We start from the raw sequence: 11,836 nt of genomic DNA, 5'->3' as shown, positions 1-11,836 counted from the left end.
GATCGACGGCACGCCGGACGGGCCGGTCGCCGACACGGCGACCGGCCCGGTGCGGGTCGTGGAGCGGACCGCCACGGCGTCCGCCCTTGTCCCGGCGCTCACGCGACCCGGGTGAACCAGTGCCGGCGCGTGCGGTCGGGATGCACCTCGCCCTCGGCGGCGCGGCCGGTCGCCTCGCGGCGGGCGGCGCGGGCACGTCGGACCGTCTCCCGGGCCAGGCGCTCGTCCGCGGCCTCGCGGCGCAGCTGGGCGGAACGGGTCTGCTGGATCTCGTACTCGAACATGTGGGGCCCCTCGGGTCTCTGGTGAGCTCGGTCGTTCATCGCTCTCTGCGATGTCTCAACCTTCGTCTCCCAGGGGGGTCCGTCACATCGGGAGAGTTCCGCATCTTCCGCGGGGGGCGGGGGCCTTAGGAACGGGTGAGGGGCCCCGGGCCGGCCGTAAGGTGCTTACGGTCGGCCTAAGGCCCCTCATGAGCTGCGGTGACACCGCCGCCGTGTCAGCTCTCGGGCGGCAGGCTCAGCAGTACGTCGGTGTACTTGAGGACCGCGAGGAGCAGTCCGAGGACGCCGAGCGCGACGCCCGCCCAGGAGACCGACTTGATCCAGGCGGGCTGCGGCCTGCCCGGAGCGCCGAACGCGGGCCGGGCGAGGGCGACGACACCGACGAGCAGCGCGGCCAGCGCGAAGATGCCGCCCCAGAGCGCGGTGGTCTGCCAGGCGTCGCCGTAGACCTCCTTGATCTGGGTGGCGACGCTCGCCGAGGACGCGGTCTCCAGCTGGCCCACGAGCGTCTCGCGGGCGCCGGCCACCGTGCCCAGCCAGCTGCCGGTGAGGGAGACGAAGCCGAGCACCGCGGACACCACGGCGGCGGCACCCTGGCCCACTCCGGGGCTGTCGGTCTCCGGGGCGGACTCCGGGTCGGACCCGTCCGTCAGGTCGTCGCCCTCGTACTCGTCCGCGTCGCCCAGGACCTCGACCTCGACCCCGGTCTCGGCCGCGTCCTGCGTGGGCCGCTCGTCCTTGGTGATGTCCACTGTCTCCCCGCCGCTCTTCGCGTCGTCGCTCTGTGCCTCGGTACCGGTCTCGGCGCCGGTCTCGTCTGCTGTCCTGGTTCCCATGCCTCGCACCGTACGGATGTCGTCTGAGAAGTTCCTTAATGATCCTTGTGAGCGGCACGCGCGCGTGCGGCGCGCCACTCGGGCGCGAGTACCGACCAGATCTCGGTGTCCGCGCGGACGCCCCGGTGCGGATAGTTCTCCCGCAGCAGACCCTCACGGCTCATGCCCAGCCGCCGCGCCACGTTGATGCTCGCTTCGTTGACGGACGACGCGTGCCACTCCACACGGTGCATGCCGCGTACGTCAATCGCCCAGTCGATGAGGACTCGCATCGCGCGCGTGATGAGTCCGCGTCCGGTGGCGGGCGGTTCCAGCCAGCAGCCGACCTCGCAGTTGCCCTGCTCCGCGCTGAAGTTGAGGAACAGCACCCCGCCGACGAGTTTTCCGTCCAGCCAGATCCCGTGCAGCGACCCGGTGTCGGCGGCGCGCTGGTCGGCGAAGCGCTGGAGCTGCGCCCGGGCGGAGTCGAGGTCCGTGGACTTCGTGCCGAACGGGACGTGCCGGTTGATGAAGTCCCGCCCCCGGTCGAGGTGTGCGAGGAACTCCTCGGCGTGCCAGGGCTCCAGGGGGCGCAGTTCGGCGCCGTCGTCACCCAGGGATATCGCGTACATCCTGCGGTCGCTCCTTCACCAGTACATCCCGTACGTCCGTGACCTTCACGTCGGTCACGTCCGGAATGCTCGCACGGTCGACCTCCTCGACGCCGGGGGTTCTGGCGGCGGGGACGTGGCGCTCGGGCGGTTCGATGCTGATGCGCGGCAACCGCCTGTCCAGCCAGCGGGGCAGCCACCAGTTGGCGCCGCCGAGCAGATGCATCAGGGCGGGCACCAGGAGCGTACGCAGGACGAAGGCGTCGAGGGCGACGGCGGCGGCCAGGGCGATGCCGAACATGGCGATCACCCGGTCACCGCTGAGGACGAAGGCGAGGAAGACGGAGATCATGATGACCGCCGCGGAGTTGATCACGCGGCTGGTCTCGGCGAGGCCGACCCGGACGGCCCGCCGGTTGTCGCCGGTCTCCAGCCACTCCTCGTACATCCGGCTGACCAGGAAGACCTGGTAGTCCATGGAGAGCCCGAAGAGGACCGAGACCATGATCACGGGGAGGAAGGGCTCGATCGGGCCCGCGCTGCCGAGGCCCAGCAGTTCGCTCCCCCAGCCCCACTGGAAGATCGCGACGACGACACCGAACGCGGAGGCGACGGCGGCGACGTTCATCGCGGCGGCCTTGAGCGGGATGCCGATCGACCGGAAGGCGAGCAGAAGCAGCAGACAGCCCAGGCCGATCACGACGCCGACGAACAGCGGCAGCTTGCCGATGATCACATCCGCGAAGTCGTCATAGCTCGCCGTGACCCCTCCGACGTGCAGGTCGAGCGAGGTGCCGGTCTCCGCGCGCGGGAGCACCTGCTCGCGCAGCCGCTCCACCAGGTCACTGGTCCGCGCAGACTGCGGGGAGGACTCGGGTACGACGGTGAGGTACCCGGTGGCGCCGCTCGGGCTGTAGGTCACCGGGGAGGCCGACGCGACGCCCTCGGTGGTCCGGAGGGTGGCGGCCAGGTTGTCGAGGATGAGCTTGTCCTCGGCGTCCGAGACGGGGGTGACGAGGGTGAGCGGGCCGTTGACGCCGGGTCCGAAGCCGTGGGCGAGGAGGTCGTAGGCCTGCCGGGTGGTCGTCGACTTCGGGTTGTTGCCCTGGTCGGAGGTGCCGAGGTGGAGCGCGAGGGTGGGCAGGGCGAGCAGCGCGATGACGACCAGGGCGGCGGCGCCGAGCACCTTGGGGTGGCGTTCGACGAACGCGGACCAGCGGGCGGCGAACCCGGTGGGCAGCTCCGGCTCGGGCCCCCGCTCGGCCAGCCTGCGCCGCTCGCGCCGGCTCAGGGCGCGCGACCCGATGAACGACAGCAGGGCGGGCAAAAGGGTCACGGAGGCCGCGACGGTCAGGATCACGGTCAGTGAGGCGGCTATCGCGACCCCGTTGAGGAAGCCGAGGCGCAGGATCAGCATCCCGAGCAGGGCGATGCAAACGGTCGCACCAGCGAAGACGACGGCCCGTCCGGCGGTCGTGACGGCGTTGACGGCGGCCTCGGTGACCGGCAGCCCGCGTTTGAGGCCGCGTCGGTGCCTGGTGACGATGAACAGCGCGTAGTCGATGCCGACGCCGAGCCCGATCAGCATGCCGAGCATGGGCGCGAAGTCGGCGACGGTCATCGCGTGCCCGAGCAGCACGATCCCGGCGTAGGCCGTGCCGACGCTGACCAGCGCGGTGGCGATGGGCAGCAGGGAGGCGGCGAGCGAGCCGAAGGCGAGGAACAGCACGACGGCCGCGACGACCACACCGACGGCCTCGGCGAGATGCCCGCCGGACGACTCGGTGAGCGCGATGGCGCTGCCGCCCAGCTCCACCTGGAGCCCGTCGGCGCGTACCGCCTCGGCCGCGTCGACCACGGCCTGCGCCTCGCCCTTGCCGATGTCCTCGGCGGACCGGTCGAAGGTGACGGTGGCGTACGCCGTACGGCCGTCGGCGCTGATCCGGCTCGCACCGCGGCCCTCGTACGGGCTGTCGACCGAGGCGACTCCGGGCAGGTCGGCGATGCGATCCAGGGTGCCGGTCATCGCCTGTTCGACGTCGGCGGCCCGGACCGTGCCGGCGGTGGTGTGCCAGACGACGGTGTCGGTGTCTCCACCGAGCCCGGGGAAACCTTTCTCCAGGAGCTGCGTGGCGCGGCCCGACTCGGTGCCGGGGGCCTCGTAGTCGTTCGAGTACGCCGAGCCCATGACGGCGGCGGCAGCGCTCACACCGGCGAAGGCGGCGAGCCAGATCAGAAGGACGACGAGGCGGTGCCTGACACACCAGCGTGCGAGGACTGCCACAGACGTGCTCCCTGGACAATGAGTGGATCTTTGGCCGGGAACAGTCGTGCGTGAACAGAAAGGCCCGCAAAGAAACGAAAGAACGCAAGAGCGATACCGAACCACTGTTACAGGCACCGATGATCGTTTGAGCCGTTAGTGCCCTTACTCACAAGACTGCGAGTCACATCACAGGACAATCACATGAACTCTGTCACCTCAATCGAACTGGTCCCCGAGCGCCATCACCATCACGCCGACGATCAGCAGCCACAGGGCCCGCCGGGTGCGCCCCCGCGCGCCCAGCACCGCCGCGAGCGCGCAGACGGCGGCGCCGAAGGCGTACGCGCCCGGCACGAGGACGGGCGCGGAGCCCGTGAGGCGGAGCGTCGAGGCCGCGAGACCCGCGAGGGCCAGCAGCACCCCGGTTCCGGTCGCCGTCCAGCGGGCGCGCCGCGCGTCCAGCGCCGCGTCCTCGTCGTATTCCTCCTCGTTCTCGTCCATGGCGCGGCAGCGTAGCGCGCCCGGCCGGGAATTCGGATGCGGAGGACCGATGCCCACTGCTAGCGTCCGGCCGTCGACCGTCCGTATCCGGCTTTTCGCCGCCTCCCCGAGCAGGTGCATTGTTTGAAGGTCCGACCGAGCTCCGACGCATTCCGTTCTTCTTCACCGCAGAACCCAAGGAGCCCGTTCACCGATGTCCGACATCACCTCCAGGACCTCGAACAAATCATCGGACGACCAGCTCGCTGACCGTCTGACAGACCCCCGCCGCCCTCGCAGCAACCGGTACGACGCCCGCTGGACCATCGACAACCAGATGGGCCCGAACGCCCTGTGGCTGCTGGAGTGGCTGGCGCCCGCGCTCGGCCTCGACACCCTCCCGCCGGGCGCCCGGGTGCTCGACCTGGGCTGCGGCAAGGCCATGACGTCGGTCTTCCTCGCCAAGGAGTACGACGTCCAGGTCACCGCCGCCGACCTGTGGATCCAGCCCGGCAAGAACGCGCGCCGCATCGCCGAGGCGGGCGTCGCCGACCGGGTGCTGCCCGTGTACGCCGAGGCGCACCAACTGCCGTTCGGCGACGAGTCGTTCGACGCGATCGTGAGCATCGACGCGTACCAGTACTTCGGCACGAACGACCTCTATCTGCCGAGCCTGACCCGGCTCCTGAAGCCGGGCGGCCGGATCGGTGTCGTCATGCCGGCGCTGCGCGAGGAGCCGGACGGCGTGGAGCCGCCGGAGCATCTGAAGCCGTTCTGGGACCCGGAGTTCTGGGCGTTCCACTCCCCCGACTGGTGGCGGCGCCAGTGGACGCGCACCGGGGCCGTGACGGTGGAGGCCGCGGACTGGCAGCCGGACGGCTGGCGGGACTGGCTGCTGTGGAGCGAGGTGTGCGCCGAGGCGAGCACCGAGGAGTTCATGGCGGGCATGGCCCGCGACCAGGTCGAACTGCTGCGCGCCGACCAGGGCCGGTCCCTGGGCTTCGTACGGGTCGTAGGACGCCGTACGTGATCACGTGAACGTCGTGACGACGTGACGACGTGACGTAGTAAAACCGAGGGGCGCATCGGAGACCCGATGCGCCCCTCGCTCACTGCTTCGCTGCTCGACTCAGCCCTCGCTGACACCCAGCTGCTCAAGGATCAGTTCCTTGACGCGGGCCGCGTCGGCCTGGCCCCTGGTCGCCTTCATGACCGCGCCGACCAGGGCGCCGGCCGCGGCCACCTTGCCGCCGCGGATCTTTTCGGCGATGCCCGGGTTGCCGGCGATGGCCTCCTGGACGGCCGTGGTGAGCGCGCCCTCGTCGGAGACGACCTTGAGGCCGCGCTTCTCGACGACCTCGTCCGGGCCGCCCTCGCCCGCGAGGACGCCCTCGAGGACCTGGCGGGCCAGCTTGTCGTTCAGGTCGCCGGAGGTGACCAGCGCGGCGACCCGGGCGACCTGCTCGGGCGTGATGGCCAGCGCGTCGAGCGGGGTGCCCGACTCGTTGGCGCTGCGCGCGAGTTCGCCCATCCACCACTTGCGGGCGGAGGCCGCGTCCGCGCCGGCGTCGATGGTGGCGACGATGAGGTCGATGGCACCGGCGTTGAGCATCGACTGCATGTCGGTCGCCGAGACGCCCCACTCCGCGAGGAGCCGGTTGCGGCGGGCCAGCGGCAGTTCGGGCAGCTGCGCGCGGATCTCCTCGACCCACTCACGGGAGGGGGCCACCGGCACGAGGTCCGGCTCGGGGAAGTACCGGTAGTCCTCGGCCTCCTCCTTCACGCGGCCCGAGGTCGTCGACCCGGTGTCCTCGTGGAAGTGCCGGGTCTCCTGGATGATCGTCCCGCCCGAGTTCAGTACGGCGGCGTGCCGCTGGATCTCGAAACGGGCGGCACGCTCCACGGAACGCAGCGAGTTGACGTTCTTCGTCTCGCTGCGGGTGCCGAACTTCTCACGGCCGTGCGGGCGCAGCGACAGGTTCACGTCGCAGCGCATCTGGCCCTGGTCCATCCGGGCTTCCGAGACGCCGAGTGCCTTGATGAGCTCGCGCAGCTCGGCGACGTACGCCCTGGCGACCTCGGGAGCGCGCTCGCCGGCGCCCTCGATCGGCTTGGTGACGATCTCGATGAGGGGGATGCCGGCGCGGTTGTAGTCGAGGAGCGAGTGCGAGGCGCCGTGGATACGGCCCGTCGCGCCACCGACGTGCAGCGACTTGCCGGTGTCCTCCTCCATGTGGGCGCGCTCGATCTCCACGCGGAAGGTCTCGCCGTCCTCCAGCTGCACGTCGAGGTAGCCGTTGAAGGCGATCGGCTCGTCGTACTGGGAGGTCTGGAAGTTCTTCGGCATGTCCGGATAGAAGTAGTTCTTCCGGGCGAAGCGGCACCACTCGGCGATCTCGCAGTGCAGCGCGAGACCGATCCTGATGGCGGACTCGACGCCGGTCGCGTTGACGACCGGAAGCGCGCCCGGCATGCCGAGGCAGGTCGGGCAGGTCTGCGAGTTGGGCTCGGCGCCCAGCTCGGTCGAACAGCCGCAGAACATCTTGGTGCGGGTGCCGAGTTCGACATGGACCTCGAGGCCCATGACGGGGTCGTACGACGCCAACGCGTCCTCGTACGACACCAGTTCGGTGTCGGTCGTGGTGGTCACGGTGAAAACTTCCCTCTCAGCCCAGCAGGACGTCGTCGTCGCCCAGCCGCTTCAGCTCGCGGTAGAGGATGGCGAGGCCGGTGACGATGGCGGCGGCGGACACGGCCGCGTCGATGAGGCGCAGCGTGTCGCTCTCGGAGCGGGCCTTCTTGGCCTGCTTGGCGACGCTGATTGCACCGAACGCGGTGGTCGCGATGGACAGGTACGTGCCGGACTTGGACTTCTTGAAGCCCTTGGCCTTCGAAAGAGCTTTGCTCACAGCGACGGTGCCTCCTCGAGCAGCGGGTGCCCCCACTTTTCCACGAAGGCGGCCTCCACAGCGGCGCCGACCTTGTAAAGACGGTCGTCCTTCAGCGCCGGGGCGATGATCTGGAGACCGACGGGCAGTCCGTCCTCCGGTGCGAGACCGCAGGGCAGGGACATGGCCGAGTTGCCGGCCAGGTTGGTCGGGATGGTGCAGAGGTCCGCGAGGTACATCGCCATCGGGTCGTCGGCGCGCTCACCGATCGGGAAGGCGGTGGTGGGCGTCGTCGGGGAGACGATCACGTCCACCGACTCGAACGCCTTCTCGAAGTCCCGGGTGATGAGCGTACGGACCTTCTGGGCGCTGCCGTAGTACGCGTCGTAGTAGCCGGAGCTGAGCGCGTACGTGCCGAGGATGATGCGGCGCTTGACCTCGGGGCCGAAGCCCTCCGCGCGGGTGAGCGAGGTGACCTCCTCGGCGGAGTGCGTGCCGTCGTCGCCGCTGCGCAGGCCGTAGCGGAGCCCGTCGAAGCGGGCGAGGTTGGACGAGCACTCGCTCGGCGCGATCAGGTAGTACGCCGACAGCGCCAGGTCGAAGGACGGGCAGTCCAGCTCGACGATCTCGGCGCCCAGCTCCTTGAGCAGGGCCACGGACTCGTCGAAGCGCTGGATGACGCCGGCCTGGTAGCCCTCGCCGCGGAACTGCTTGACGACGCCGACGCGCATGCCCTCGACGCTGCCGTTGCGGGCGGCTTCGACGACCGGCGGGACCGGGGCGTCGATCGAGGTCGAGTCGAGCGGGTCGTGCCCGGCGATGACCTCGTGCAGGAGCGCGGCGTCCAGGACCGTACGGGCGCAGGGCCCGCCCTGGTCGAGGGAGGACGAGAAGGCGACCATGCCGTACCGCGACACGGCCCCGTACGTCGGCTTGACGCCGACCGTGCCGGTGACGGCGGCGGGCTGGCGGATGGAACCGCCGGTGTCCGTGCCGATGGCCAGCGGCGCCTGGAACGAGGCGAGCGCGGCGGAGGAACCGCCACCGGAACCACCGGGAATGCGGCTCAGGTCCCACGGGTTGCCGGTCGGCCCGTACGCGCTGTTCTCGGTGCTCGACCCCATGGCGAACTCGTCCATGTTGGTCTTGCCGAGGATGACGACGTCGGCGGCCTTCAGCTTCTTGGTGAGGGTCGCGTCGTACGGCGGGATCCACCCCTCGAGGATCTTGGAGCCGACGGTGGTCGGCATCCCCTCGGTGGTGAAGATGTCCTTGAGCGCCAGGGGGACGCCGGCCAGCGGGCCCAGCGTCTCCCCGCGCTCGCGCTTGGCGTCCACGGCTCGGGCCTGGGCGAGGGCGCCCTCGCGGTCGACGTGCAGGAAGGCGTGCACCTTCTCGTCGACGGCCTCGATACGGGCGAGGTGGGCCTCGGTGACCTGGACCGCGGTGAGCTCGCCGGAGGCGATCTTCGCGGCGGTCTCGGCGGCGGTCAGCCGGATGATGTTGACGTTGATGTCCGTCATGGTGATTAGTCCTCCCCCAGGATCTGCGGCACCTTGAAACGCTGCTGCTCCTGGGCGGGGGCGCCGGAGAGCGCCTGCTCGGGGGTGAGCGACGGACGGACCTCGTCCACGCGCATGACGTTCGTCAGCGGCAGCGGGTGCGAGGTCGGCGGTACGTCTTGGTCGGCGACCTCGCTGACGCGGGCGACCGCGCCGATGATGTCGTCGAGCTGGCCTGCGAAGTGGTCGAGCTCTTCGCCCTTCAGCTCCAGACGCGCCAGCCGTGCGAGGTGGGCGACCTCCTCGCGCGTGATGCCAGGCATGCAGCGATCCTCTGGGGTGAGTTGCGGTGTGGGTTTTGGCCCCAATCCTAGGGGGCAGGGGAACCAACCCGCGCACGGGTTTGCCTCAGACGACCGGCAGCCGCCGACGGCGCGATGCCCCCACAGGAGAGCTCACCTTTGAATCCGGGGGCAAACGGGCGGTGCGTGGGTGGGAGATCTCCCCTCAGGACTCCGCGGCGGGCAAAGCCGCCCGAGGCCGCTGCCAGCCACGAGTCCCCCGCGCCAACAACCACGCCGTCGCCTCCTCAGGAGGCATGGCAGCCGCGACAAGCCACCCCTGCACAGCGTCACACCCGAGATCCCGCAACCGCTCCCACGTCTCGTCGTCCTCCACCCCCTCGGCGACCACCAGCAGCCCCAGCGAATGCGCGAGATCCACCGTGCACCGCACGATCTCCGCGTCCTCCGTGTCCACCGCCAGCCGCGCGACGAACGAGCGGTCGATCTTCAGCTCGCTCACCGGCAGCCGCCGCAGATGCACCAGCGACGAGTAGCCCGTGCCGAAGTCGTCCAGCGACATCTTCACGCCGTGCGCGGTCAGCGCGGCCAGGGTGTCCGCGGCCTTCTGCGGGTCCTCGAGCAGGACGTGTTCCGTGATCTCGAGCTGGAGCGCCCCCGCCGGCACCCCGTGCCGGGCCAGCCGCGCGGCGACGGAACCGGCGAAGCCGGGGGTGTGCACGTCACGTGGGGAGACGTTGACGGCAACCGGCACGAACAGCTTCTGGGAGCGCCACTTGGCGACCTGTTCGAGCGCCGTCTCGAGCACGTACTCCGTGAGATGGGGCATCAGCCCGGACGACTCGGCGATCGCTATGAACTCGTCCGGCGGCACCTTCCCGCGCTCCGGGTGCACCCACCGCACCAGCGCCTCCAGTCCGGCGACCTGCCCGTCGAAGCGCACCTTGGGCTGGTAGTGCAGCTCGACCTCGTGGGCGTCGAGTGCGCGCCGCAGGTCGCCCAGCAGTCCGAGCCGGTCCGGGGTGTTGGAGTCCCGCTTGATCTCGTACACCTCGACGCCCGTGCGGTCCCGCTTCGCCTGGTACATCGCGACGTCCGCGCGCCGCAGCAGCCCCTCCGCGTCGAGCGCGTGGTCGGGGAAGACGGCGAGGCCGGCGCTGGCCTCCAGGACGAGGGTGAGCCCGTCGAGGTCGAGCGGGGAGCCGAGCACGGTGACCAGGTTGCGGGCGACGCGGGTCGCGGACGTCGTGGAGTCGACGACCGGCAGTAACACGGCGAACTCGTCACCGCCGAGCCGTGCGGCCTCCGCGCCGCGCGGCAGGGCCAGGCGCAGCCGTTCCGCTATCTGGAGGAGGAGCCGGTCACCGGCGAGGTGGCCCAGCGTGTCGTTGACGGACCGGAAGCGGTCGAGGTCTATGAGCATCAACGCGGCCCGCGCGTCGATGCGTTCGGCATCGTCGAGGGCCGTCCAGGTCCGTTCCAGAAGCCACTGTCTGTTGGGCAGTCCGGTCAGCGGGTCGCGCAGCTGTTCCTCGGCCCGTGCCCTGGCTATCCACAGGGTGGAGTCGAGGGCGATGAGGGGGATGGCGAACAGCGGCAGCAGGATGGGCAGGGCGACGGCGACGACGCAGATCAGCGGCGCGATGGCGAGCAGCGCGACCGCGACCAGGCCCTGTCTGACCAGGGCGGAGCGGGCGACCGTGGGCAGTCCGCCGCGCGGGGTGTGCAGATACCAGACCAGGGTGCGGGTGAGCGCGAGGTAGGTGACCGCGATCAGCATCACCTCGGGCGCCGTGTAGACGCTCCAGGTCTGCGGGTCCCACGGTGCCTCGACCGAGGGGACCCGGCCGAAGGCGGCGAGCACCAGCGCGCCGGCGCCTATGCCGAGGATGTCCACCGAGCCGTGCAGGAGACCCTGCCGCCAGCGGTGGCGCCGGGCTATGCCGACCAGGACGACGACGGTGAGGCTGACCATGCCGGCCGCCACCCACCCGTACAACAGGAGTACGGCGAGGGTGAGGGCGGAGCCGGAGCCGGTACCGCCCCACCAGCGGGCGCGGCCGAGGGCGACGAGGTGGCCGACGATGACGCCGGTGAGGACGGCGAAGGCCCAGCCGACGGTGCCGGAGGGGAAGAGCGCGCTGTGGCCGGTGAAGCCGCGGTAGAAGCCGGCGCCGAGGACGAACCCGGCCGCCGCGACGACCGCCGCGGGCAGCGCGGGCCAGGTCAGCTGCCGGGCGGGGTCGTGGGCGTGCAGCTGGGCGACGCGTTCCTCGGCGGTGAGGTGGGCCGCCGACGGGATCGACACCCTGCTGTCGGCGACGATGCGCTGCCCGTTGCCACGTCCCCCACCGGTCCCGCTCGTCCCACCAGCCCCGTCTGCGCCGCTCGCGGGAACCGGTGTTCCCACGCCGATGCCCGCCCGTTCCAGGAAGCGTGCCGTCCGGCGGGCCGCGCCCTCTTCCCGGCCTGGCTGGGGGCGGCCCGCGAGGATGCCGGAACCCCGGCGCCAGAAGCCGGATATGCGGCTTGTGCGCAGCCGTGAGGGAGGGGCGGCGCTATCGGTCGGTTCCATTCCCGTCCCTCTCACAGCCGGCGGTGCCCACGCCACGCGGTCCGCTCTCCGTCAACCGTCAACGGCATCGCGTCCGATACCGCGTCCGGGCACGGCTGGCGCATACGTCAACA

The 11,836-nt window shown here is 70.8% G+C and carries 11 protein-coding genes; 1 reads left to right on the top strand and 10 read right to left on the bottom strand.

Annotated elements, in window-relative coordinates:
* Nucleotides 1-98: 98 nt before the first annotated feature.
* The 5 genes from PV396_RS28945 to PV396_RS28925 all read right to left on the bottom strand — a co-directional run bounded on the left by PV396_RS28945 (nt 99) and on the right by PV396_RS28925 (nt 4,477).
* Nucleotides 99-284: a hypothetical protein gene (locus tag PV396_RS28945; RefSeq protein ID WP_319209569.1), complete on the bottom strand. Its 186-nt coding sequence runs from the start codon at nt 282-284 to the stop codon at nt 99-101.
* Between the two features lie 215 nt (nt 285-499).
* Nucleotides 500-1,120, bottom strand: coding sequence for a hypothetical protein (locus tag PV396_RS28940; protein ID WP_319209567.1), 621 nt, complete (start codon nt 1,118-1,120; stop codon nt 500-502).
* Between the two features lie 35 nt (nt 1,121-1,155).
* Entirely contained in the window at nt 1,156-1,731 is a 576-nt protein-coding gene (locus tag PV396_RS28935) for a GNAT family protein (protein WP_319209565.1), read from the bottom strand.
* A complete protein-coding gene (locus tag PV396_RS28930; protein ID WP_319209564.1) occupies nt 1,709-3,994 on the bottom strand; it encodes an MMPL family transporter in 2,286 nt (761 codons plus the stop codon). The genes PV396_RS28935 and PV396_RS28930 overlap by 23 nt, the downstream gene beginning before the upstream one ends.
* Before the next feature lie 198 nt (nt 3,995-4,192).
* On the bottom strand, nt 4,193-4,477 hold the full coding sequence (locus PV396_RS28925; protein WP_319209562.1) for a hypothetical protein: 285 nt from the start codon (nt 4,475-4,477) through the stop codon (nt 4,193-4,195).
* Between the two features lie 193 nt (nt 4,478-4,670).
* Here PV396_RS28925 and PV396_RS28920 point away from each other — a divergent pair, with 193 nt between their 5' ends.
* The gene (locus PV396_RS28920) at nt 4,671-5,486 is read left to right on the top strand and encodes an SAM-dependent methyltransferase (RefSeq protein ID WP_319209561.1); all 816 of its coding nucleotides are present in this window, start codon (nt 4,671-4,673) and stop codon (nt 5,484-5,486) included.
* 99 nt (nt 5,487-5,585) lie between these two features.
* Here the strand turns inward: PV396_RS28920 and gatB are convergent, their stop codons facing one another.
* From gatB to PV396_RS28895, 5 genes are all read right to left on the bottom strand, one after another.
* On the bottom strand, nt 5,586-7,106 hold the full coding sequence (gatB, locus tag PV396_RS28915) for an Asp-tRNA(Asn)/Glu-tRNA(Gln) amidotransferase subunit GatB (protein ID WP_319209559.1): 1,521 nt from the start codon (nt 7,104-7,106) through the stop codon (nt 5,586-5,588).
* Nucleotides 7,107-7,122: 16 nt separating this feature from the next.
* Nucleotides 7,123-7,365 (bottom strand): hypothetical protein, encoded by a 243-nt coding sequence (locus tag PV396_RS28910; RefSeq protein WP_319209556.1) that lies wholly within the window; start codon nt 7,363-7,365, stop codon nt 7,123-7,125.
* Nucleotides 7,362-8,867: an Asp-tRNA(Asn)/Glu-tRNA(Gln) amidotransferase subunit GatA gene (gene gatA, locus PV396_RS28905; RefSeq protein WP_319209553.1), complete on the bottom strand. Its 1,506-nt coding sequence runs from the start codon at nt 8,865-8,867 to the stop codon at nt 7,362-7,364. Before gatA ends, PV396_RS28910 begins: the two co-directional genes overlap by 4 nt.
* A 5-nt stretch (nt 8,868-8,872) precedes the next feature.
* Nucleotides 8,873-9,169, bottom strand: coding sequence for an Asp-tRNA(Asn)/Glu-tRNA(Gln) amidotransferase subunit GatC (gene gatC, locus PV396_RS28900; RefSeq protein ID WP_037622623.1), 297 nt, complete (start codon nt 9,167-9,169; stop codon nt 8,873-8,875).
* A gap of 184 nt (nt 9,170-9,353) precedes the next feature.
* Entirely contained in the window at nt 9,354-11,723 is a 2,370-nt protein-coding gene (locus PV396_RS28895; protein ID WP_319209547.1) for a bifunctional diguanylate cyclase/phosphodiesterase, read from the bottom strand.
* Between the last annotated feature and the right edge of the window lie 113 nt (nt 11,724-11,836).

This window comes from Streptomyces sp. ME02-8801-2C (assembly GCF_033793965.1).
In the GTDB taxonomy this organism is placed as follows: Bacteria; Actinomycetota; Actinomycetes; order Streptomycetales; family Streptomycetaceae; genus Streptomyces.
Note: the sequence above shows the minus strand (reverse complement) of the source record. Positions and strands in the feature narration are given on the sequence as shown.